Below are 22,389 nucleotides of genomic sequence, written 5' to 3'. Positions count from 1 at the left end.
TCATTGCGACACTGCCGTGTACATGGTGCGCCTTTATTTTTTATTGCGTTATATGGCGTTATTTGATGAGTTGGGCGGGGTAATCGAGCAGCCACGCTCGCGGAACTTCCGTGTAGTAAAGACCCTGCCATTCACGTTCCCACAGCAGCCCAATATTCCCGTTGGGCAGCTCCACCATGGCCTGGTAGACGTACCGCCCCGCCTGGAAAGTTCGCGAATTCTTCCAGGTCCGGCCACCATCATTGGAGTAGCGCAGCACGCCTTGGCCACGGAAGGGCAAGCGAGCCGAGGCATTAGCGAAGAGCACCTCGTTTGTATGCCCGGACAGGTTCTTCGCTGCTGGCAAGCTGAAAATATCGGGGGTGTTCTTATCAAATTCGGGAGCGCTCCATGTTGCCCCGCCGTCCGTGGAACGCGCCACCGCGATACGCCCGCCCGGATTGGAATTTCGCATATACATGGTCAGTTCGTTCTCACCGGTTTGCACCACGGCGGATTCATGGAGGGAGGCCCTCCCCTGCCGCACCGTCTGGGAGTTGATCGCCCCGCCGTTGAAGACCCGCACATCATTCGGGGAAGTGGAGCGCTGCCAGGTGGCGCCGTCGTCGTCAGAATAAACAACCGCACTAGAATACACCGTTGCTACCGCGTTCGAATAGTAAATCGGAACAACTAAGCGACCATCGTGTTCCCCGCCGTGGATCTGCATAGCCGACCCGGGGCTGGTGCCAATGAATTTCATCCAGTCTTCTTTGACCTGGTTGTTGAGGTGCCGCGGTGCGCTCCAGGTGTCGCCGTCATCATCCGAGTGCATTTCCACCAGGTACGCGGTGGGCTGCATGTATAAACCGTTGGGGACCTTCTGCGACAGCGGATCGTACACATTATTGACGCGTTCGCCCTTGAGGGTAACGGTGCCGTCCTCCGTCACCGCATAATCGGTGTGCCCGCCCTGCGTATCCGTAACAACGCCGTCTTTGAGGGCAAAAGTGGTACCGGTGGCGCTGCTCAACGCGAGGGAACCATCCGGGTTCATTCCGGTTCCCACATGATTATTCGGTTGGCCCACCCCGCCCGGATAAAGATCAACAAGCAGCGTGATCCTTCCGGTTTTTTCGTTCTGTACCATCGAGGAATCGATAACCGAGGCCGCTTGCTTCCCGCTTCCAGGAAGATTCACCAGCGTGCGCAGTGGCGACCAGGTTTTCCCGTTATCCGTTGAGCGGCGCAGCACGAGGTTAATATCATTCGGGCTGTCATAAGCATTGGGTACGCGTTGATCAGCTGTGGCGAGCAAAGTTCCCTGGCGTGTGCGCAATAACGCGGGGATCCGGTAGCTTGCCGCATCCTCATACCCGCTATCGAAAAGGGCGAATTCCCCGGGGTTGCTATACCCGCTCAGAGTCTTGACTTCAGCATCGTTGAGGGCACCGTCAAAGACGCGCAGGCGGGCATGTTCCAGCACCACGTTGTTGATCGTATTTAACGAATGCGCAGGAAGATTCTTACGTCCGATGAGTGTTCCGTTGGCGTAAACCTTACTTGCGTCACCATCAACGACGACGGCGACACTTGTCTGCGCAGACTGGGTCCACGTACCCGGAATCGAGATTCGCTCCCCTCCCTGGGCCAGGCTGAGATCATCCTCGCGCACCGAAAGTTCCTGAACGGAGGTCTCACCACGGCGCAGGGCCGCGCTTGCGCTTGCCTGCGGGTCAATATCGTAAAGGTAGGTGATTTTTCCTTTACGTGCGGCGGTTCGCACCGCTTCCGGCACCTCCGCGCGGGAATCGGCCACCGTCAGGATCGGTTCAGGGGCGGGGGAAAGTTGCGCCACATCAGAGGGCGTGACGGGCGTACCGAAGACCCGCAGCCGGCTCACCGTTCCCGCGAATCCCCACTGTTTCCCGTGGGAGTCATAGTTAGCCCCGAGGCGCAGCGAATCCAGGCCGTCCACATCATCGAAGAAACTCGTTGAGGTGGTGGAGAAGACCTGCTGTCCGTCCAGGTAGAGGGCGGTATTCTCCCCCGTCACATTCACAACTGCCGTGTGCTCGCGCCCATCATTGACCGGGCCGGCATCTTCAGCATCGGCTTTGGCCAACCACCCTTTCCCGGATTCAGGCTCATTGCGGACTTCCCAGTAGAGATGGCCGTGCCGCAGGGCGAGGGTGAGATTCGTGGAATCTTCCGTGGAATTCGATGCACTGAGGAGGGCCGCCGAACCGGAATCCTGGGTTGTGGAGAACGTTACCGCCACCGCACCCTCAGTGAGATTTTTCACTTTTCCAATATGTGCGCCAAGGTCCTGGCCGGGATCACCCTCGGCTTGTTCATAACGATTGTCAATATCAATAATAGCGCCAGAAACTACCCCCTCAGTATCGGCCAAGGCATCCGGAACCACGACGGCAAGCCCACCCGCGACCACGAGGGCACCGGCAACGCCAAGGCTCTGAATTTTTTCTCGTATATGACCCATAAGGTCTCCTTCTCCCTCCACCACATCATGGCGGGAATCCCGCAATATCGCGGGTTTATCGTATTTATTTTCCCCTTGGCAAAGAGAACGCAAACGCGGGGACGCTGTGACTGATTCACCAATTGTCTGACAGGTTAGCAATGTCATTTCACTTTGCACAAGGACGGCACTGGGTAATTCCTTAACCATCGCTTGCGCAGCTCAAGGCATGAGCGTAGTTTATTCCCGTTGTCAGACAACCGAAGTTCAACAACTATTTTCAATGATGAAATACTCAGGAAGGGCACCGATATGAGTGAGCCGCATTCCCCAACAACATCCCGACCAAAGCGCTGGTACCAGTATCTTTCGCGTGAAGATTGGAAAGCTTTTTTCGCCGCTTGGCTAGGCGTACTTCTGGATGGCTACGATTTCGTGCTCATCGCCTTCGCTCTTCCCGCTATCAAAGAAACATTTGACCTTTCCCTGGTCCAAAGCGCTTCGCTCATTTCTGCCGCCTTTATTAGTCGGTGGCTCGGTGGTCTGGTGTTGGGCGCCATTGGTGACCGGTACGGCCGCAAGCCCGCAATGATCCTCTCCATCTTCATGTTTGCCTTCGGATCCATTGCGTGCGCGCTCGCCCCGAATTTCTGGATTCTCTTCGTTTTGCGCCTCATCATCGGCTTTGCCATGGCCGGTGAATATTCCGCATCCGCCGCCTACGTCATCGAATCCTGGCCGCGCCATATGCGCAATAAGGCTTCCGGTTTCCTCCTGTCCGGCTACGCGTTCGGGGTTATTGCGGCAGCTCAGGTCGATAAATACTTCGTCACCTGGGTTGATTCCATCCATCCCGGCTGGGGCTGGCGCGCCCTCTTCCTCACCGGCGTGGTGCCCATCGCCATCGCGATTTACATGCGCAAAACCCTCCCCGAAGCGAACGACTGGGAAGAAGCGAAGAACAAAGGGCACGTTGAAAAGAACGATATGCTTTCCGTTCTTTTTGGTGGCAAGCTCAAGTTCATCAATTACGCCGCGGTGATTATTGCCTCCGTTGCGCTGCTTCTTATCTTCACCCAAAGCGTGTCCGGCGGCGTCGTCATCACCGCGCTGGGGCTCATCTGCGCGGTTATTTTCATTTACTTCATTATCCAGTTCGACCCGAACCGCTGGGTTATTGGCATCGCCATTATGGTGACGATTTTCGCCTCCTTCATGTACACCTGGCCGATTCAGGGGCTGCTGCCGACCTACCTCCAGGGTGTGGGTATGGATCAGAAGCTGGTTGCGAATGTGGTGTCCTTCGCCGGGCTCGGTAATGCGTGCGGGTACATTATCGCAGGCTTCGCCGGTGACCGCTTCGGAATGCGCCGCTGGTACGTTATTTCGCTGCTACTTTCCCAAGCAATTGTCTTCCCACTCTTCATGCAGGGCGGCGAATACGTGGTGCTGGTCGCTGCCTTGCTCTTCTTCCAGCAGATGTTCGGACAGGGCATTTCCGGTCTGCTCCCCAAGTGGGTATCCAGCTACTTCCCGGTGGACAAGCGCGCTGCCGGCCTTGGTTTCAGCTACAACGTCGGTGCTCTGGGCGGTGCGGTTGGCCCGGTTCTCGGCGCCGCGGTTGCGGCCAAGGTGTCCCTCGGTATGGCACTCGCTATTCTTTCCGTCGGTTTTGCCGCCATCGTCATGATCTCTATCGGCGCCAATATTCCGCGCCGCCTGCAAGAATTGGTTAATGCCGATGCCGTTCGTCCCGAGGACGGCGACGACGAAATTATTTTGGAAGGAAAATAAATGACACTCCCCTTCGTTGTTGGGGCTTATGCATCGCTCCCCGAACCAGCGTTGCAACCTGACTACTATCGCCTGCTGGCAGAGCAGGAATGGATCTCCGGAATCGAAATTCCTTTCCCCGGAGTCCTCGCCGGTGACCCCAAGGCCATAGCGGGCGTCATCGCCCCGCACTGGACGCTTAACACAATTACCGCGATTCCCGGCACCATGCAGAACGTCGGCAAAAACCCGGCTTTCGGACTGGCCTCCCCCGACGAGGAGGGCCGCACGGCCGCTCTCGCCTTCACGCGCGAGATCCGCGACGCCGTTGCTTCCCTCGCCCAGCTCAGTGGCCGCCCCGTCATCACGAAGGTGCAGCTCCATTCGGCCCCCACCAAGCAGGCCGACGGCGCAGCTTTCCGCGCCTCCCTTGCCGAGCTATCGGAGTGGGATTGGTCCGGGGCAGTTCCTGTGATTGAGCATTGTGACCGCTATATCGAAGGTCAAGCTCCGGAAAAGGGCTTCCTTGCTCTCGAGGAAGAAATCGCCATCTGCCAGGAGCTGGGCCTGGGTATCCACATTAACTGGGGCCGCTCCGCACTCGAGGAACGCAGCGCGGATACTGCTTTCGCGCATATCGAGGCATGTGCACAGGCGGGCGTGCTCGCCGGCCTCATGTTCTCCGGGGCGGGCCCGGCAGAAACCCAGTACGGCTACTCTTGGATTGATGGGCATCTCCCCTCCCACGCCGATGAGCCGACGTCGATTATGACGGCGGAGGAAATCACCCGCTGCGCCAATGCCGCTCGCGAGGGCGGGGCGCAGTATCTGGGTGCCAAGATCTGCGTACCGGCCAATGCTTCCTTGCCCGAGCGCGTGGCCATGCTCGAACATATCCACCGTGCCGCGGTAGCGAACTAACCGCACATTATCGCTACGCGTGCATCACCCCGCGCCGTCACCACAGAGGTGCCGGCGCGGGGATTTTTATGCACCTATGTGTCTACGTAGCTATGTATTTATGCGCCGGGCGGGAATACGGTGGCCGGCCGGAAGGAATCCCCGTGCCGGCGTGCCACCGCAACAAGCTCATCGCCGTGCAGCAGGGCGACGGTGCCAGCTTCGCTTTCCGCACCGGGTGCTTGTCCCGATACCGTTCCCGCACCTACAGTACGCGATTGCGCCATTCCTACGGCGGGGGCCACTGCTCTCCCCCGTGCCTCAAGGAACTGGCCGTGGCGCACGGATTCGGCTTCGGCTGCCTCGATCTGCACCGTCGGGAGTGCGCGAGCCGCTACCTGCGCCAGTGGGATAACGGAGGGCTGCGCCCCGCCCCGCACCAGTTGCGCCAGTTCCGCTACGCTCACCGCCTCGTCTTGCCGGAAGCCACCCACGCGGGTACGCCGCAGCGCGCTCATAAGGGCTGCGCTTCCCAACGCTATCCCGGTATCGCGGGCAAGGGCGCGCACGTACGTACCCGAGGAGCAGCTCACCTCCACATCAACATCCGCAACCGGCACAGCTCCCGCTTGAGCCTCTACCGGCGCCGCCCCATCGAATTGCGCCGGACTATCTGTCAGAGCCGGACCGTCCAGCGCCGCCGTACCGCTGACCTGCGACTGGCGCCAGCGGAGCTCCCCGCTCCGTTCCAGGCGGGCAATATGGATTGGCACCGCTTCGAGCACCACGTCCTGCCCGGCCCGGGCCAGGTCGTAGGCACGCTGCCCGGCGATCTTCTTGGCCGAATACGCGGAGGGCACCTGCGAAATATCACCCTGAAGGGAGGCAAGGGCAGCGTCGAGCTGCGCCGTCGTACCGGAAAAACCTGGGGCGGATGTGACGGTACCGGTGCAATCCTCGGTATCGGAGCCGATGCCGAGCGTGAACGTGGCCCGGTAATCTTTATCGGCCCCGCTCAGGTAGGTGAGGAGTCGAGTACCCGCGCCGATTCCCACCACGAGCACCCCGGTGGCCATCGGGTCGAGAGTACCGGCGTGCCCCACTTTGCGGATGCCGCATAGACGGCGCAGCGCGGCAACCACGTCGTGCGAGGTCACCCCGGCTGGTTTATCAATAACTAGGACGCCGCTTGGCGCCGGATGCTGCGCGCGGGGCAGATCAGGCCAGGGATTCTGGCGCATCGGTTTCATGGGATGCCTCAGGCGCTAACGGTGCCGCGATACTCGACGGTGCGACGGGGCCCGAGGGCGCACCGGTACCGGACGGTGCGGCGCCGTCGTCCTCCGTTACCTCACGGGGCTTGCGGTAGGGATCAGCTTCCCCCGCGTATTCCTTCCCCTCCGCATTGCGCGCCAGTTCGGCGTCACGGTGCAGGGCCGCGGCCAATACATCCTCAAAGGTGCGGGCTCCTTCGGGTAGTTCGTCGGCCACGAATTCCAGGGTCGGGGTAAGCCGCAAGCCGAGCTGGCGCCCCACTTCCGAGCGCAGCGCGCCCTTGGCCGCCTCCAGCCCGCGGGCGGCGTCCTTCACCTGGTGCTCATGCCCGATGGCGGTGAAGAATACGGTGGCGTGCTGGAGGTCGCCGGTCACGCGGGTATCGGTGATGGTCACCATATTCAGCCGCGGGTCTTTCATACGGGTGTTAATGGTTTGCGCCACGATCTGCTGGATACGTTTCGCTACCCGTTCCGCACGGGGATTAGCCATCTTCATCTCCTTTATTGCTGGTGGATATGCTGCGGCCCGCCAGCGCCAGTGGCGAGCCGGCGGGCCGCAACGTTCCTCAGGACAGTCCCCTAGCTGCGGGCCTTCTCCTGCATCTCGAAGGTTTCAATAATGTCGCCTTCGTGAATATCGCGGTAGCCGAGCGTAATGCCGCATTCGTAGCCTTCGCGCACTTCGGTAACATCGTCCTTTTCGCGGCGCAGCGAGACAATTTCGAGCTCGGGTTGCACCACGACGCCGTCGCGTACCAACCGGGCCTTCGCCCCGCGCTTGATCGCACCGGTGCGGACAATGGAGCCAGCAATGGTGCCGGCCTTGCCCGAGCGGAAGAGCTGGCGCACTTCGGCGCTGCCCAGCTGAACTTCCTCGAGAACGGGCTTGAGCATGCCCTTGAGGGCCGCTTCCACTTCCTCGATGGCCTGGTAGATGACCGAGTAGAACTTCATCTCCACGCCTTCGCGTTCGGCCATATCGGCCACGCGTTCGGCGGGGCGCACGTTGAAGCCGATAATGACGGCGTTATCAACGGTTGCGAGATTGACGTCGTTCTGGGTGATGGCACCCACGCCACGGTGGATGATCTGCAGCGCCACTTCGTCGTCGACCTCAATATCGAGGAGCGAGGATTCCAGCGCTTCCACGGCGCCGGAAGAATCGCCCTTGATAATAAGGTTGAGCGTTTCGACGCTGCCTTCCTTGAGGACATCCCCAAGGTTCTCCAGCGACACACGCTTACGACGCCGCGCCAGGGAAGCCGCCCGCTGGGCCGATTCGCGCTGTTCGGCAATCTGGCGTGCGGTGCGTTCGTCGTCCGCCACGAGGAAAGCATCCCCGGCGGAGGGCACCGCGTCCAAACCGAGCACCTGGACCGGCATGGAGGGGCCGGCTTCCTTGACCGGGTTGCCGCTGGCATCGAACATGGCGCGCACGCGCCCGTGAGCAATACCCACCACGATGGGATCGGAGATCCGCAGCGTACCGGTTTGCACCAGGGCGGTAATCACCGAGCCGCGGCCCTGATCGAGTTTCGCTTCGATGGCAACACCGCGCGCGGTGCGATCCGGATTGGCCTTGAGTTCTAGCTCGGCATCCGCCACGTAGAGGATGGCTTCGAGCAGATCGTCGATGCCGATACGCTGCTTAGCCGACACGTCGAGGAACATGGTGTCCCCGCCGTATTCTTCGGCGATGAGGCCGTATTCGGTCAGCTGGCTGCGCACCTTCTGCGGGTTGGCGCCTTCCACGTCGATCTTATTGACCGCAACGATGATCTTCACACCCGCGGATTGCGCGTGGTTGATAGCTTCCACCGTCTGGGGCATCACGCCGTCGTCCGCGGCGACCACGAGGATCGCAATGTCGGTAATATCCGCACCGCGGGCACGCATCTGGGTGAAGGCTTCGTGACCGGGGGTATCGATGAACGTGATCGCCCGGGTTTCCCCTTCGTATTCGATATCGGTCTGGAAAGCACCGATGGCCTGAGTAATACCGCCCGATTCGGTACCTTCCACCCGCGAATGGCGGAACGCATCGAGAAGCTTGGTTTTACCGTGGTCCACGTGGCCCATAACGGTAACAACCGGGGGACGCGGCTTGAGGTTCTCTTCGTCTTCCAGGAGCTCTTCTTCTTCGAGGTTAATATCGAAGCTCTCCAGGATTTCACGATCCTCATCTTCGGCGGAGAGAACTTCCACCTCGTAGCCGAGTTCAGCGCCCAGCAGCTTGAAGGTATCTTCGTCCAGCGACTGGTTCATCGTGGCCATTTCACCCATGCGGAAGAGCACGGTAATGAGGGCCGCCGAGGACGCACCGATACGTTCGGCGAAGTCCGCCAGCGAAGCACCCTGGCGCAGGCGCACCACGGTGGAGCCATCCCCGCGAGGAACCTGGACACCGGAAAGCATCGGCGAGGACTGTGCTTCGTATTCTTCACGCCGGGTCCGCTTGGATTTGCGGCCTCCGCCGCCTCCGCGGCGCCCGAAAGCACCGGCGGTGGAGCCGCCGCGTGAACGCCCGCCGCTGCGGGTGAAACCGCCCGTGGGCCGGCCTTGCCCGCCACGATTCTGACCGCCACCAGCAGGGCCACGCCCGCGGCCACCGCCGCGACCGCCCCGCCCGGAGGACGGAGCACCGGCCATCTGGTTGGGCATCATCGCCGGCGAGGGACGCGAACCACCGTGCCCGCGCCCGCCACCGGAGCGCTGCCCACCGCCGTGGTTGTTCTGATGCGCACCTTGGTGCGCACCGGGGCGGGGAGTACCCGCATTCTTGCGCCCGCCACCGGGACGGGGCATGCCCTGCGAAGTAGCATACGGATTATTGCCGGGCCGCGGGCCGCGCCCACCACCCGGGCGGGGCATACCCTGCGAAGTGGCGTAGGGGTTATTACCGGGGCGCGGGGTGCGCTGATCGGCTTCGGCACGCGCGGCCTTGGCGGATTTCACCGCGCCGCGCGGAGTAGGAATATTGGAACGGCCGGCGTGCCCCGTTTCCTGGGGCTTAGCGCCGCCGTGCGAAGCAGCGGAGCCCTGGGCGGAAGCCGCTTCCCCGGACTTGCCGGAGGGTACGGGAGCGCCGGGCTTGGGAGCCGGTTTCGGCGTGGCTTGCTGCGAGCCGGGCTTGCCGGGCTTCGGGGCTGCCCCGCCGTGCGCACCAGCTGCGGCACCGGGTTTGGGTGCAGCGGTGCCGGTAGCGGTGCCGGTGGCCGTTCCGGCAGCGGCGCCGCCTGCCACCGCGGCAGGGGTGGGCGCCGCGGCGCTATCCACATGCTGCTTGGCCGGGGCCGGCTTCGGGCCGGGTTTGGGTGCACCGGCGCCAGCGGTACCGGCGGCATCGGATTTCGTGGCGGCCTTCGCCTGCGCCGTCACATCGACAATCGAGGCCGAACCGGCGGGCATATCCACCGCATCGGGGGCCACAGGATGCTTACGAACCGGCTTGCGTGGTGCCGGCTTGCCGCTCCCCTTGGATTCAACCAATTCGGGGTGCGCTTCAAAGTATTCACGTGCTTTACGCACAACAGGTGCCTCAATGGTGGACGAGGCAGATTTGACGAATTCGCCATTCTCCTTGAGTGTGGCCAGCAGCTTTTTGCTGGTCACCCCCAGTTCCTTGGCGAGTTCATGGACGCGGACTTTTGCCACAGTTCTCCTTCGTTGGGCCCGGCAAAAGTGCGCGCGGACCCGTTAAATCCGGTTGTTCATCGTTGGGTACTCATCGGGTGCCCATCAGCTTCCAACCCGCTTTCTTGGTCTCGGGTTTTCGCTCCGCTCACGCGAGCGAACTGATTACTTCTGTTACGGCATGCGGAGGAAGAACGACGGCGCAGCGAAAGGCATGCGCAAGTTGTCCCGTCCGCATTCCCCTGGCTAGACAGTCAGGGCGGGGATGCACCCACGCTCCCCGGCCGGGCAGCCGCCGTTCCTTATCCACAACGACTCCCGCATCGGTGAGCGCTAAGCGCACCAGTTCCTCCCGGGCGGCACGCTGACGGCAGCCCACGCACATGCGCGGATTTTTCGCCATCATCCCACCGCCTCGAAAGTCACACCCTATCTATTTTAGCGGCAAGATGCTACTAACGCACGTCATCATGCGGATGCGGCGCGTGATCTTCCCCGTGTTCAGCGGCGCTTGCTTCAACGGCGGGGATGGCGGGAGCGGCGCCGTCTGCGACGTCGCCACCGGAGGCTTCTTGTACATCGGATTCTTTACGAATATCGATGGACCACCCGGTGAGCTTGGCAGCCAGGCGCACATTCTGTGCTTCTTTACCGATAGCGAGGGACGCCTGCCCATCGGGAACAATGGCGCGAGCCTGGCGCTTCTCCGCGGAGAGGATATCCACCCGGCTTACCTTCGCGGGGGACAGCGACGCGGCGATAAATACCGCCGGGTCATCGTTGTAATCAACGATGTCAATTTTCTCCCCGCCCAGCTCCGTGGTGACCGCGCGCACGCGCTGACCGTTATGGCCGATACACGCGCCCTTGGCATTAACCTCCGGATCCTCGGCGTATACGGCGAGCTTGGAGCGGTGCCCCGCTTCGCGCGCGAGCGCCACGAGTTCCACGGTGCCGCTAGCAATTTCAGGCACTTCGAGTTCGAAGAGACGGCGCACAAAATCCGGATGGGTACGCGAAAGCCGAATGGAGGCACCGCGGCTGGTGACTACCACATCTAAAACAAGGGCGCGGATGCGATCCCCGCGGTTGAGGTGCTCGGTGGGAACCTGTTCTTCCGCACGCAAAATAGCTTCGTGATCCCCGACTTCCACAAGGAGATCGCGGGAGAAGCTATCGCGCCCGGCCCGGCCTTGCACCACGCCGGAAATAATGTCACCCTGCTTATTTTTGAAGGAGCCGAGCACGCGATTCGCTTCGGCTTCTTTGAGGCGCTGGGCGATCACGGATTTCGCCGTCGCCGTTGCAATGCGCCCAAAATCGTGCGGCGTGTCATCGAATTCACCGACGACGTTGCCTTCTTCGTCAATTTCCGGGGCCCACACCACAATTTTGCCGGTGCGCCGATCCATATCGACCCGGGCCCCGCGAATCGCACCGGGTACCCGTGCGTATGCGTGCAGCAAGGCATCTTCAATTGCTTCGACGAGTACATCGGAGCTCAGACCAAGTTCACTTTCCAGGGCCCGCAGCTCGTTCATGTGAATTTGAATATCCACGATTTCTCCTACTCTTCCTCGCCGTCGCGATGGAATTCAATATCAACGCGGGCCCGTTCCACCCGGCCAATGGGTAAGCGCCGTTCCGCTCCCCCGTTATCTGATGCGAGAACGAGGGTATCTCCTTCAACAGCGCGCAGCCTGGTCACGATCTCATCCTCACCGGAGGGCGTCAGACGCAGCAGGCGCCCCACGGCGCGAGAAAAGTGGCGCGGCTCCACGAGCGGGCGGGTGGCACCGGGGGTGGACACTTCAAGGTTATAGGCACCCTGGACGAGGTCGACATCGTCCAAACGCGCGGAAATAAGACGCGAAACGTCGGTGAGCTGATCCGAGCCAACACCGCCGGGGCCGCTGGGAAGATCGACCGTGACCTGAACGACGGCGCGCCCGCCGGCACGGCCCACCGTCACGCCTTCCAGGTAGAGTCCGCATTGCGAGACAAGAGGTTCAATCGCGGCGATGATTTCACCGGTCCGCTGTGCCTGACTGGATTTACGGGGCCCGGTAGAGCGGCGGTCCCGCCGCGCGGGAGGACGCGAACTCTTGGAATGACTCATGGGCTAATCCTACAGTTTCCGCGCCGCACCGTGGTACACGGGCGTGCCAGACGGTGCTCACGGTGCAGGGATGACCGCGCTCGCCGACGGTGCAGCTATCACCCGCCGTCTCCCACGGTGCAGGTATCGCTGCCGGCGCCGATAGTGGCACGGTGGCACGGTGCGCAGCGCACCGTTATCCGCGCGCACCGTTACCAGCGCGCGCACCGTCATCAGCGCGCGCACCGTCTCCCAGGCCGGTGGAGGTGGCACAATATAAGCGGTTTTGTTCTCGTCAAGAAAGCGGAGAAGCATGGCAGCTGCACCCCGGAGCGGAGCGCCCGCTCATCGGCGCACCTCTCAGCCGGTTCGAACCACGGTGCAGCTGGTGGGCACCGCCGTGCTCGCTATTCTCATTATTGGCGCCATTCTTATTGCGATGGGAGCACGGTGGGAACATGGCGATCCCTCCCCCGCGCCCATGACGACGACGCAAGAACTGCGCCAAAGCCTTGCCGTGGCATCCCAACGGTGCTCCGCGGCCGCCACCGACCTGGCCGCTGAAACGGGCGGCTACGCCGCGCAGGTATTCCAAGATGTTGCCGAGCACGCGAGCGCGTGGGAGAACCAGCTGGGCGGGGTGTGGCAGGCGTGGCCGAGCGGTGCCCCGGCCGGGCATACAAATTCTCCCGAGCCTTCTCCTCTTGGTCCGGATGCCGCTGAGTTACTCGCGGAATTATCCAAGATCAGCACCGTGGCGGTGACTGCGGCAGATGCGCTACTGCCCACAGCGGAAGCTCCGGTGAAAAACGGGGCAGATGGTGCGACAGGCGGCACAATGAAAGGCGCCGTCGCTCGCGAGGAGATCTCCGAGGAAGCAGCCGGGGAGCGCGCGCTTTATTTAGCTATGGCGCTGCGGGCAACGTGGGATGCTCAGACCGTGGCTGAGGCTGCCGGGTTACCCGCCCCGGATCCCTTTGGTGCCGAGGATGCGGGTGGCCCCAGGTACGACGTCGCCCTACTGGTGCCGGCGGGCGGCGACGAGAAGCTTCTCGCAGCCGCGAATACGGCCCGCCAGTGGTATGAAGTTGATGCGGCACGCCGCGGCATGGACGGGCATGCCGAACGCATGGAACGCATCGCGCGCATTGCTGATCTGGAGGAAGCCCTACTTCGGGCCGGCACCCCGGATACCCGAGCCGCCAGCGTTCCGCTCCCGGCTGTTGCAGACGATGAACTCGCATCCGCCGCTTACGCTACGTTGATCGGGGCGCTGTGGCATAGCCCGGTTCCGGCCACGGAAGCTCTCAATTTTGTGCTTGCCTTGGATGGTGCTGGCGGTGGGCCCAATGGGGGCAGTGGCACCGGTGCAGGCGGGGCTCACGGTGCGAACGGAGCTAACGGGGCCACTGGTGATGCCAGCCAGAGCCTTGGCATCGCAGCACTCCCCGGGCTTTCGCCACACACGGCAGGCTAATTGCGTTATCCCTGCGATAATCAATAACTAATAAGGTACGTTGTATGCATGCAAACAACGCTTCTCTCAGCGATGATTCAGACCGCTCCGGCCTCAATGATCCATTGCCGCGTTCAGAGGAGGACCTCGCCATCGAGCGCCGCATGTCCCGCATTTTGAACCTGCTTGCCGATTACGTTCTGTGGATTCTCTTGTTACTCGCTTTTCACGTCAATAATTCACGGGCACTACTCGAGAAAAAGGTGGGCTATGGCGAGGCACTCGCCTACCAGTGGCCGCGGTTGCTGGGCGCCTGCGCTGTCTTCACGATTTTATTCGTCATCGTCAAGAAATATCGCAAGCCCGGCAGTAAACCGCCCCGTTTCGGGTTCAATCTTGAGACCGTCGCGGATATGGGGACTCTCCTGGCTTTCTGCTTCGCAGTGGGAGTCATAGGTGCCTTTTAGCCAAACGCCAGCCGGCTATCGGTCGGATCCGGCCTGCACTCCCCCAGGGCACACAAAATGCGCTTCCAGAGCATACATATTTATGTAGCTGGAAGCGCATTTTGTGGTTATCAGTTATCAGAGTCGAGCACACTGTCACCCAGCGTGGGAATGTTTACTCGCTAGCCTGGGCAGCAGCCAGGATCTCCTGTACCCGTGCGGCGGCATCCGCCACCGCCACGTCTTCGGATTCCCCAGTGGCGCGGGTGCGGACTTCCACCGTCCCGTTGGCCAGGCCCCGCCCAACCACCACCGCGTAAGGCATACCGAGGAGCTCGTAATCAGCGAATTTCACCCCGGCGCTCACCTTACGACGGTCATCGAAGAGGACTTCGATACCCGCGGCAGTCAGCTGCGTAGCTAAGTCCTCCGCGGCGGAGAAGACGGCGTCGTCCTTACCGGTAGCAAGGATATGTACCTGCGCGGGCGCGACGCCCACCGGCCAGACCAGACCCTTCTCATCGTGGTACTGCTCGGCGATAGCGGCGAGGACGCGGGAAACACCCACACCGTAGGAACCCATGGTGACCACGCGGGTTTTACCGTTTTCGTCGAGCACCGTCAGGCCGAGAGCTTCGGCGTATTTGCGCCCCAGCTGGAAAATATGGCCAATTTCGATACCGCGTGCGATATCGAGCGGGCCCGAGCCGTCCGGGGCCTCGTCGCCGGCGCGTACTTCCGCGGCTTCGATGGCGCCATCGGCCTCGAAATCACGCCCGTACACCAGGTTGAATACGTGCTTATCCACCGCGTTACCACCCGCGATCCAGCGCGAGCCACGGGCTACGTGGGGGTCAAGGAGGAGGCGCGCCACCGGCACCGTTGCGCCGTCGCCGGTTGCTGCACCGTCATCGGCACCGTCGGCAACGACGCCACCGCGGGCTTGCGGGCCAACCGCACCGGGGCCGGTATAACCCGGCACGATTCCCGGGTACTTCTCCATATCCTCAGGAGAAGCAAGCTCCACTTCGGCCGGAGCCAAGCTAGCTTCCACGCGCTTCATATCGACTTCGCGATCCCCGGGAAGGGCGATGACCACCACTTCCTTCTCGCCATCAGGATGGGTGAGGGTCACGATAACCGACTTGAGGGTATCGGCCGCATTCCAGGGGCGATCCGAGCGGGGATGTACCTGGTTCGCCATCTCAACCAGGTCAGCAATGGTTTTCGCCCCGGGGGTGTCCACCAGTTCGGGTGCCGGAACGTCGGAGAAGTCCTGCTCGGGGAGCGGCGGCGTCGTAACCGCTTCGGTATTCGCGGCGTAACCGCCCGCGGACCGGACAAAAGTATCCTCCCCAATAGCGGTGGGGAACAGGAACTCTTCCGAACGCGAGCCACCCATCGCACCGGACATGGCGGAGACAATCGCGTAAGGCAGGCCCAGGCGCTCAAAAATACGCTGGTAGGCCGCGCGCATCGTACTGTAGGAAGCGTCCAGCCCCGCCTCGTCCATGTCGAAGGAATAAGCATCCTTCATGACGAATTCGCGCCCGCGAATCACGCCGGCGCGCGGACGGGCCTCATCGCGGTACTTCGTTTGGATCTGGTAAAGCGTGAGGGGCAGATCCTTGTAGGAAGAATAAAGATCCTTGACGAGGAGCGTGAACATTTCCTCGTGCGTGGGGGCGAGCAACATGTCGTTGCCTTTGCGGTCCGCCAGCTTGAAAAGAGTGGGGCCGTATTCGCTCCAGCGGTTTGTGGCCTCGTAGGGTTCGCGCGGGAGCAGCGCCGGGAAAAGTACTTCCTGAGCCCCGGATGCATCCATTTCTTCGCGGACAACCTGCTCCACTTTCCGCAGCACCCGCAGGCCCAGCGGCAACCAGGTGTAAATACCGGGAGCCACGCGCCGCACGTACCCGCCACGGACTAGGAGCTTATGACTGGCGACCTCGGCGTCGGCCGGGTCTTCGCGCAAGGTGCGCACAAAAAGACTAGACATTCTCAGCACGCCCGCCATTCTACCCGCTTGCCGGGAACGGCGCGGCACGGTGCGTACGGGGCGCGGCACCGGTGCAGGACGGTGCGGCACCGGTGGTGGACGGGGCGACGGCGCGGCACGGTGCATACGGCGCGCGGAACGGCGCCCAGCACGGCGCATACGACGGAGCACGGTGCCCCGCAGCTAGAGGAGAACCGTCGCCCACTCCCCCGCGCGGCTGAAGCCCACATGCTGGTAGAGCCGCACCGCGGCGGCATTGTAGTCATTGACGTAGAGGGAAACGGTGGGCGCATGGCGAGCGCGCACCTGATCGACGACGCTGGCCATTGCCCGGGTCGCGATCCCACGCCCGCGCAGGTCGGGAGCGGTCCATACGCCTTGGATCTGCGCCACTCCCCCGGCCAACGCACCGATATCCGCCTTGAATTCCACCCGCCGGGCGCCGGTGGCGGGGTCGATGCCCATGCGCACGAAGGTGCGGCCGGCGCGGATGAGCTCCCGGACCCGGCGTGCGTAGGTGGGCCCGTACACGGTGGGATCGTATCCGACTTCCTCGGTGAACATAGCCACCGCCGCCGGAAAAACAGCGCCAAATTCCCAGGGTTCGGCCGGGCGTACCTGCGGATCGGGCACCACCGGGGAGGCGTGGGTCAGGGAGAGGGAATATTGGCGCGCGCGAACCTCACGGGCGGGACTCCAGGAGCGCTCCAGATGCTCCCATAGTCCAAGAACCTGATCGGCCGGCCCGAGGATGGAGCAGGCTACCCGATGCCGGGACAGAATATCGTCGCCTAGTTCGCGCAGCCCCGCCGCTGAAAATCCGAGGGGAATAATATTCCCGCCGTCCCAAGCGAGAGCTTCAATATCGCGGCGGTGCATCGCCGCCAGCGCCGAGGATGTTCCCACGCCCATGCGTTCCACATTGACGCGGGCGAGCACGGAATTGATCGGGTCGCGGGCTAAAAATTCCAGGGCGCGGGATTTATCCGCGCCCGTGAAACGGCGCAGCGAGGATGCGGCTCGATGCGGCCAAATGGAGCGTTTCATCGCGGTGTGTTTACTCCACCGCAAGCAAGACGCTGACAGCCCGCTCGAGGAACACGTCCACGACGGCCTCATCATAAGCATTTTTTCCGCGTGATTCCGGGAAAATAGCATCCCGTACCACTTCAGAGGTTACGGTTTCTTCACCGTCGAAATATCGGGCGAGGCGGTCAAGAAGTTCATCAACGTCCGTTTTGCGGTATCCCCAGCCTTCAGCGTCGGCAAAACGCTGCCCGGCCGGGCGTAGCAGGCGCGGGTAGAGACTTTTGGCATCCTGGTAGGCGAGGTTGAGCCAAGCCTGTTCCCCGCGCGCCCCGATGGTATTAGCGCGCTTGAGGTGAATAAAGGCGGCTTCGAGGCGATCGAGGGCGGCATCCACGCGGGCCGGATCGTATCCGCCGCGCTGGCGGGAAAAACCGACGCGCCGCACATCCGTTTCGTCCATATCGCCAGTTCCCCGCGAATATGCGTCTTTCGCGCGGGCGAGGAAATCATCGACCTGCTCGGTATTGTATCCGCGCGTGAGCGGACCCACTCGCTTAAACGTGCTCACAACTCACCTCACTTGTCTGTGCCAGCACCACGGTGCCAGCATGCCGACCTTCCCTCTTAATGTGCCGCACTCATTTTGCCATATGCGCCCGCCACGCGCCGCTCTCGCTCACAGCGCAGCACCGACCGGTACTACGGTGTGAAAATTTAGAGCGTCCTTCAGAGCACCCCTTGCGCCGCAGCGAAGAAGAGGTAGCAGAACGGCGCCCAGAGCAAGATGGAATCGATGCGATCCAGCATGCCACCGTGCCCGGGGAAAATTGCTCCCATATCCTTGACACCAAGCCAGCGCTTGAGGCGTGATTCAAGCAGATCACCGGCGGTGCAGCACACCACCGCCGCCATGCCGATGGCCAACGCCCACCACACACTGTGCCCCAGGGCCACCGTGGCAAGAAGCAGCGCCACCACCAGGCAGGCCAGCACCGACCCGGCCAGCCCCTCCCAAGTTTTCTTCGGGGAAATGCGCGGGGCGAGCGGATGGCGCCCGAAAAGCACGCCGGCGGCCCAGCCCCCCGTGTCATTGGCAACGGGCAGGAGGATGAGCGCTGCCACCATCCACGCTGGGGAATCAAGCTGGCACAGCGCCACCGCGAAACTCCCCAGCACGCTAATCCACAGGGACACGAAAACTGCGCAGGCGGCGTCGCTCACCTGTGCGCGCGCCCGGTCGCGTATCCCCAGCCACACGGCGCAGGCCACCACCGTCGCCCCGAAAGCCAGCATGGCAGCGCCGAGTCCGCGCCACCAGGCAAGTGCCAGTATGGCGATATTCCCGGCCAGCAGCATCGTGAGCGGGAGTCGAATACGGCGCGCGAGAAACGCGCCCGCGGCCTCCCATACAGCGAAGCTGAGCGCCACCACCACGAGCACCACAAAAAGCTCGATGCGCCAGAGAACACTGAGCGCCACCAGCGCCAGCAAGATGAGCGCGGTGGGGACGGCGGCTTTGAGATTACGGCCGGCCCGCGAGGAGGTGGGGCGCGGCGGTTGCGGGGGACGCGGAGCAAGCATGCTCCGCAACGAGGGGCGCGACATTAGATTTCGAGCAGGTCCTTTTCCTTGCCTTCGAGGAGCTTATCGATCTGCTCCACGAAGCTCTTCGTCAGCTTTTCCAGTTCGTCTTCGGCGCGCTTGACTTCATCTTCCCCGGCCTCGCCATCTTTTTGAATAGCCTCCAAGGTGTCCTTCGCCTTGCGACGCACCGCACGGATGGACACGCGCCCATCTTCAGCGCGGGTACGGGCCAGCTTGACGTAATCCTTGCGGCGTTCCTCGGTCAGGGCCGGGAGGTTCACGCGCAGCACATTGCCATCATCGGAAGGATTGACGCCCAGGTCAGATTCGCGCAGTGCCTTGTCGATACCCTGCTTGGCACCCGGATCGAACGGCGTGATCATCACGGTGCGCGGTTCGGGAATGGTGATGGTGGCTAGCTGCTGGAGCGGCGTGAGGGTGCCGTAGTAATCCACCAGAATCGGGTTGAACATCCCGGCGCTGGCCCGCCCGGAGCGGATATGCGAAAATTCTTCGCTGGTTGCTTCAATAGTTTTGCCCATCTTTTCGCGGGCTTCGCGCAAAGCTTCTTCAATCATGTTTTTTCCTTCGCAGTTTCGTTCACGGCGCGTAGCTACGTGGTACGACGACGCAGCAGCATCCACGCGCCCGATGTGACATATCTTACCGGCTTAGCGGGGCTATGCGCCCTGAGCGGAGACCACCGTTCCAATATTCTCACCGCGCAGCGCGGCGGTGACATTTCCCGGCTCGGTCATCCCGAAAACCCGCATCGGCAGGGAGTTATTCCGCGCCAGGGCAAAGGCGGCGCCGTCGGCCACCTGGAGGTTGTGGGAAAGCACTGTATCGTAACTAATGGCGCTGAGCTTTTCCGCTTCCGGATGGGTACGCGGATCGGCGGTATAGACTCCGTCTACCCCGTTCTTACCCATGAGGAGCTCATCGCAGCGCAGTTCCAGGGCGCGCTGGGCGGATACGGTATCGGTGGAGAAGTAGGGCATACCGGCCCCGGCGCCGAAAATAACCACCCGCCCTTTCTGGAGGTGGCGGATGGCGCGCAGAGGAATATAAGGTTCGGCGATCTGAGTCATCTGGATCGCGGTTTGCACGCGGCACTGGGTGCCGGCCTGCTCAATGAAATCCTGGAGCGCGATCGCGTTCATAACGGTGCCGAGCATCCCCATGTAGTCTGCCCGGGCCCGATCCATTCCGGACTGTTGCAATTCGGCTCCGCGGAAGAAGTTTCCTCCGCCTACAACGATGGCTACTTGGATTCCCGAAGCCGCCGCTTCGGCAATTTCCCCGGCGACGCGCTGGAGCACCGTGGCATCGACACCGACGCTACCCGCCCCAAAAGTTTCTCCAGATAGTTTTAGAAGAACTCGGCGGACTCCATCCGAGCTCGCGTCATGTTCCAGTAGTGTCACCATTGCCTCCCGTCGCTCAGTTCATCGGGCTTAACCATACCAGCGCGCGCTAAGGCATAATATCCGGGTGTCTAATAAAAATACTTCTTTCGACGCCGCCACGTGGGCAGCGTCCTTGCGCGCCCTCACGCCGGGCGTGCTGCTCGCCGCTCTCATCGCGGTGGCATCCTGGGGCTTGAGTAAGTTGATGCCCCTTCTCTCTGCCATGCTCTTTGCCATCGTATTGGGCATGCTAGTGCGTAACCTGGGACTTATTCCCCGCTCGGCCAACCGCGGTCTCACCTTCACGTCCAAGCGGGTGCTGCGCACCGGGGTGGTGCTCCTGGGGCTGCGCCTGTCCATCCCCGCGATTTTGGGACTGGGCTGGGGCACTCTCATCACCATCATCACCTGCGTGACCGCAACAATGCTCATTTCGGTGCCGCTAAGTAAACTCCTGCGGGTGCCCCATGCCTCGGCTATTCTCACCGCCGTGGGCACCTCAATCTGCGGCGCCTCCGCGGTGGCGGGAACCTCCGCCGTGGTGCGGGTACGTAACGAAGATGAGCGCGATACCGCCGCGGCAACCGCCATTGCCTGCGTCACGCTTTTCGGTACCCTCACCCTGGTGGCCCTCCCCTGGCTGGCTCACCTGCTGGATTTGAGCGCCAATCAGGCGGCGGTGTGGATGGGTGCCACCATTCACGAGGTTGGCCAGGTGGTGGCCGCCGCGAATATTTACGGTGGGGTGGCCGATACCGCTACCGCTGCCAAACTCGGGCGCGTGGTGTGCCTGGCCGCCGTTATCGCCGTGGTGGGGCTACTGGAGCGCGCCGCTAAGCAACGTGAGGCCCGCGCCGCGGGGCTGGACGGGGCGGCGCTTGATGCCCACGGCCAGGCGCGCAGTTCCGCTCCCCTCATTCCGCTGTTCGTGCTCGGCTTCCTTATCGCGGTGGGGATCGCCTCCGTGCTGGAAAACCAGGCTTGGGCGGCCAGCGCCTTGCAGATTCTTGGTAACGACGTCGCTAACTGGCTTCTCATCGCCGCCATGGGCGCCATGGGCGCCGGTGTCCACCTCAAGACGATTATGCATACGGGGGCACGCACCGTCCTCTTCGGTTTCCTTCTCACCTTGGTAATCGTGGGGATCGGGCTGGCTTGCGTGGCCGTTTTCGTGGTGTAGCAGCCGCGTAGCATCCGACACACGCGAAAGCGGGGGCCTCCACTTAGGAGAGCCCCCACTTTCTTTGCGCCGTTCTTTGCCCCGTGGCCGGGAAAAATCTTGCCCCGTACCCGAGATGGTTATGCGCCGGTACCTGGGAATGTCCTTGCCCCGTAGCCGGGGCGATGGCGGTAGCGCCGTGGATTACTTGAGCGGCGCGTCGTAAACGTCGGCTGCGTCGTCGTCACGCAGATACGCAACCCAGAAGTAGGTGGCGAGGATGAAACCGCCGCCCACAATATTGCCGAGAATCACCACACCGATATTGAGGGCGACGGCGCCCGGCGTGAACGCGGCGTAGTCGGCGAGCCCGTGGCCGGAAGCGAGCACCGCTTCGGAATTCCAGAAGGCATCCCCGCCCCAGTACTTGCACATGAGGCCGAGCGGAAGCAGGAACATATTGGCGATGGAGTGCTCGAATCCGGCGGCAACGAAGAGCGGGATGGGGCACAGGCAAGCGAGAATCTTATCCGCCGTGGACCGCCCCGATTGCGCGATCCACACGCCGGCACACACCGCGATATTCGCGAGCACATCCAGCAGGAAGGACTCGGGGATAGAATGCGCGGCCTTGCCCGCCGCCGTGTGGAGGGCAACTTCGCCCCATGCCCCGCCATTGGAGAGCGCCTGGCCGGCCCCGAAGACGAGCAACGCCAGGAACAGTGCCCCAACTAGATTACCGGCCAGGGAGGTGCCCCAGTGAGCGAAGAAGCGCCGTGGGCGCACCCGCTTGTGGTAGAGCGGCATGACCGTCATCGTGGTTGAGGTGAAGAGGTCCGAGCCGGTCAGCACCACCAGGATGAGGCCGACGGAGAAGCACAGGCCTCCCAGGACTTTCGCCGGGCCAAGCGGCCCGTCAGCCAGGCCCTGTTGCGACGTAATGTAGAAAATGTAACCCATGCCAATGAAGGCACCGCCGGAGAGCGCCATCACGAAGGATCGCGTCAGCGGTTTCTTAGTTTTCTTGTATGCCGCGCGGGCGTTTTCAACCGCGAGGGTATGCGGATCAGGAATGGTTATGCTCACCTCTTACTCCTTTGTCAGTTCAGCGCCCCTCATCTTATGTGAAAGTGCCCGCTGGGAGCTATAGATATTTATGAGCAGA

The 22,389-nt window shown here is 62.3% G+C and carries 19 protein-coding genes; 5 read left to right on the top strand and 14 right to left on the bottom strand.

Annotation, left to right across the window (positions count from 1 at the left end):
* Nucleotides 1-58: 58 nt before the first annotated feature.
* Nucleotides 59-2,482, bottom strand: coding sequence for a sialidase family protein (locus CYJ17_RS05620; protein WP_087070973.1), 2,424 nt, complete (start codon nucleotides 2,480-2,482; stop codon nucleotides 59-61).
* A 291-nt stretch (nucleotides 2,483-2,773) separates the two neighbouring features.
* Here CYJ17_RS05620 and CYJ17_RS05615 point away from each other — a divergent pair, with 291 nt between their 5' ends.
* Nucleotides 2,774-4,255 carry an MFS transporter gene (locus tag CYJ17_RS05615; RefSeq protein ID WP_087070974.1) on the top strand — a complete coding sequence of 494 codons (1,482 nt, stop codon included), beginning with the start codon at nucleotides 2,774-2,776 and terminating at the stop codon, nucleotides 4,253-4,255.
* The gene (locus tag CYJ17_RS05610; protein WP_087070975.1) at nucleotides 4,256-5,155 is read left to right on the top strand and encodes a DUF4862 family protein; all 900 of its coding nucleotides are present in this window, start codon (nucleotides 4,256-4,258) and stop codon (nucleotides 5,153-5,155) included. It abuts the gene before it with no gap.
* A gap of 98 nt (nucleotides 5,156-5,253) precedes the next feature.
* Here CYJ17_RS05610 and truB read toward each other — a convergent pair whose 3' ends face one another.
* From truB to CYJ17_RS05585, 6 genes are all read right to left on the bottom strand, one after another.
* Nucleotides 5,254-6,384 carry a tRNA pseudouridine(55) synthase TruB gene (truB, locus tag CYJ17_RS05605; RefSeq protein ID WP_087070976.1) on the bottom strand — a complete coding sequence of 377 codons (1,131 nt, stop codon included), beginning with the start codon at nucleotides 6,382-6,384 and terminating at the stop codon, nucleotides 5,254-5,256.
* The gene (gene rbfA / locus CYJ17_RS05600) at nucleotides 6,353-6,901 is read right to left on the bottom strand and encodes a 30S ribosome-binding factor RbfA (protein WP_087070977.1); all 549 of its coding nucleotides are present in this window, start codon (nucleotides 6,899-6,901) and stop codon (nucleotides 6,353-6,355) included. The genes truB and rbfA overlap by 32 nt, the downstream gene beginning before the upstream one ends.
* An 89-nt stretch (nucleotides 6,902-6,990) precedes the next feature.
* Complete coding sequence (gene infB / locus CYJ17_RS05595) at nucleotides 6,991-10,065, bottom strand: translation initiation factor IF-2 (protein WP_101595116.1); 3,075 nt, start codon at nucleotides 10,063-10,065, stop codon at nucleotides 6,991-6,993.
* Between the two features lie 127 nt (nucleotides 10,066-10,192).
* Nucleotides 10,193-10,429: a YlxR family protein gene (locus CYJ17_RS09630; protein ID WP_350309896.1), complete on the bottom strand. Its 237-nt coding sequence runs from the start codon at nucleotides 10,427-10,429 to the stop codon at nucleotides 10,193-10,195.
* A gap of 70 nt (nucleotides 10,430-10,499) precedes the next feature.
* Complete coding sequence (gene nusA / locus CYJ17_RS05590; RefSeq protein WP_234984559.1) at nucleotides 10,500-11,597, bottom strand: transcription termination factor NusA; 1,098 nt, start codon at nucleotides 11,595-11,597, stop codon at nucleotides 10,500-10,502.
* 14 nt (nucleotides 11,598-11,611) lie between these two features.
* On the bottom strand, nucleotides 11,612-12,163 hold the full coding sequence (locus tag CYJ17_RS05585; protein WP_087070982.1) for a ribosome maturation factor RimP: 552 nt from the start codon (nucleotides 12,161-12,163) through the stop codon (nucleotides 11,612-11,614).
* Nucleotides 12,164-12,455: 292 nt separating this feature from the next.
* Between CYJ17_RS05585 and CYJ17_RS05580 the strand changes: the two genes are divergently transcribed.
* Both CYJ17_RS05580 and CYJ17_RS05575 read left to right on the top strand, forming a co-directional pair.
* Nucleotides 12,456-13,619: a hypothetical protein gene (locus CYJ17_RS05580; protein WP_087070983.1), complete on the top strand. Its 1,164-nt coding sequence runs from the start codon at nucleotides 12,456-12,458 to the stop codon at nucleotides 13,617-13,619.
* 44 nt (nucleotides 13,620-13,663) lie between these two features.
* A complete protein-coding gene (locus CYJ17_RS05575; RefSeq protein ID WP_087070984.1) occupies nucleotides 13,664-14,065 on the top strand; it encodes a hypothetical protein in 402 nt (133 codons plus the stop codon).
* Nucleotides 14,066-14,219: 154 nt separating this feature from the next.
* On the opposite strand, the gene CYJ17_RS05570 is transcribed toward CYJ17_RS05575, so the two are convergent.
* From CYJ17_RS05570 to pyrH, 6 genes are all read right to left on the bottom strand, one after another.
* Complete coding sequence (locus tag CYJ17_RS05570) at nucleotides 14,220-16,043, bottom strand: proline--tRNA ligase (RefSeq protein ID WP_180948639.1); 1,824 nt, start codon at nucleotides 16,041-16,043, stop codon at nucleotides 14,220-14,222.
* Nucleotides 16,044-16,226: 183 nt separating this feature from the next.
* Nucleotides 16,227-17,090, bottom strand: coding sequence for a GNAT family N-acetyltransferase (locus CYJ17_RS05565; protein ID WP_101657588.1), 864 nt, complete (start codon nucleotides 17,088-17,090; stop codon nucleotides 16,227-16,229).
* A gap of 10 nt (nucleotides 17,091-17,100) precedes the next feature.
* The gene (locus CYJ17_RS05560; protein WP_051278233.1) at nucleotides 17,101-17,640 is read right to left on the bottom strand and encodes a DivIVA domain-containing protein; all 540 of its coding nucleotides are present in this window, start codon (nucleotides 17,638-17,640) and stop codon (nucleotides 17,101-17,103) included.
* A gap of 158 nt (nucleotides 17,641-17,798) precedes the next feature.
* On the bottom strand, nucleotides 17,799-18,677 hold the full coding sequence (locus CYJ17_RS05555; protein WP_087070987.1) for a phosphatidate cytidylyltransferase: 879 nt from the start codon (nucleotides 18,675-18,677) through the stop codon (nucleotides 17,799-17,801).
* A complete protein-coding gene (gene frr / locus CYJ17_RS05550; RefSeq protein ID WP_026428541.1) occupies nucleotides 18,677-19,234 on the bottom strand; it encodes a ribosome recycling factor in 558 nt (185 codons plus the stop codon). The genes CYJ17_RS05555 and frr overlap by 1 nt, the downstream gene beginning before the upstream one ends.
* A gap of 102 nt (nucleotides 19,235-19,336) precedes the next feature.
* The gene (gene pyrH / locus CYJ17_RS05545) at nucleotides 19,337-20,086 is read right to left on the bottom strand and encodes a UMP kinase (protein ID WP_087070988.1); all 750 of its coding nucleotides are present in this window, start codon (nucleotides 20,084-20,086) and stop codon (nucleotides 19,337-19,339) included.
* A 64-nt stretch (nucleotides 20,087-20,150) separates the two neighbouring features.
* On the opposite strand from pyrH, the gene CYJ17_RS05540 reads away from it, so the two are divergent.
* On the top strand, nucleotides 20,151-21,245 hold the full coding sequence (locus CYJ17_RS05540; protein ID WP_087070989.1) for a YeiH family protein: 1,095 nt from the start codon (nucleotides 20,151-20,153) through the stop codon (nucleotides 21,243-21,245).
* 183 nt (nucleotides 21,246-21,428) lie between these two features.
* Here CYJ17_RS05540 and CYJ17_RS05535 read toward each other — a convergent pair whose 3' ends face one another.
* On the bottom strand, nucleotides 21,429-22,310 hold the full coding sequence (locus CYJ17_RS05535; RefSeq protein WP_101657589.1) for a formate/nitrite transporter family protein: 882 nt from the start codon (nucleotides 22,308-22,310) through the stop codon (nucleotides 21,429-21,431).
* Nucleotides 22,311-22,389: the final 79 nt, after the last annotated feature.

The organism is Actinotignum timonense, assembly GCF_002860685.3.
In the GTDB taxonomy this organism is placed as follows: domain Bacteria; phylum Actinomycetota; class Actinomycetes; order Actinomycetales; family Actinomycetaceae; genus Actinotignum; species Actinotignum timonense.
Note: the sequence above shows the minus strand (reverse complement) of the source record. Positions and strands in the feature narration are given on the sequence as shown.

Excerpts from the sequence above, each read along its gene's own strand:
- CYJ17_RS05620 (WP_087070973.1), bottom strand. The coding sequence starts at position 2,482 with ATGGGTCATATACGAGAAAAAATTCAGAGCCTTGGCGTTGCCGGTGCC.
- CYJ17_RS05615 (WP_087070974.1), top strand. The coding sequence starts at position 2,774 with ATGAGTGAGCCGCATTCCCCAACAACATCCCGACCAAAGCGCTGGTAC.
- CYJ17_RS05610 (WP_087070975.1), top strand. The coding sequence starts at position 4,256 with ATGACACTCCCCTTCGTTGTTGGGGCTTATGCATCGCTCCCCGAACCA.
- truB (WP_087070976.1), bottom strand. The coding sequence starts at position 6,384 with ATGAAACCGATGCGCCAGAATCCCTGGCCTGATCTGCCCCGCGCGCAG.
- rbfA (WP_087070977.1), bottom strand. The coding sequence starts at position 6,901 with ATGGCTAATCCCCGTGCGGAACGGGTAGCGAAACGTATCCAGCAGATC.
- CYJ17_RS09630 (WP_350309896.1), bottom strand. The coding sequence starts at position 10,429 with ATGTGCGTGGGCTGCCGTCAGCGTGCCGCCCGGGAGGAACTGGTGCGC.
- CYJ17_RS05585 (WP_087070982.1), bottom strand. The coding sequence starts at position 12,163 with ATGAGTCATTCCAAGAGTTCGCGTCCTCCCGCGCGGCGGGACCGCCGC.
- CYJ17_RS05580 (WP_087070983.1), top strand. The coding sequence starts at position 12,456 with ATGGCAGCTGCACCCCGGAGCGGAGCGCCCGCTCATCGGCGCACCTCT.
- CYJ17_RS05575 (WP_087070984.1), top strand. The coding sequence starts at position 13,664 with ATGCATGCAAACAACGCTTCTCTCAGCGATGATTCAGACCGCTCCGGC.
- CYJ17_RS05570 (WP_180948639.1), bottom strand. The coding sequence starts at position 16,043 with ATGTCTAGTCTTTTTGTGCGCACCTTGCGCGAAGACCCGGCCGACGCC.
- CYJ17_RS05565 (WP_101657588.1), bottom strand. The coding sequence starts at position 17,090 with ATGAAACGCTCCATTTGGCCGCATCGAGCCGCATCCTCGCTGCGCCGT.
- CYJ17_RS05555 (WP_087070987.1), bottom strand. The coding sequence starts at position 18,677 with ATGTCGCGCCCCTCGTTGCGGAGCATGCTTGCTCCGCGTCCCCCGCAA.
- frr (WP_026428541.1), bottom strand. The coding sequence starts at position 19,234 with ATGATTGAAGAAGCTTTGCGCGAAGCCCGCGAAAAGATGGGCAAAACT.
- pyrH (WP_087070988.1), bottom strand. The coding sequence starts at position 20,086 with ATGGTGACACTACTGGAACATGACGCGAGCTCGGATGGAGTCCGCCGA.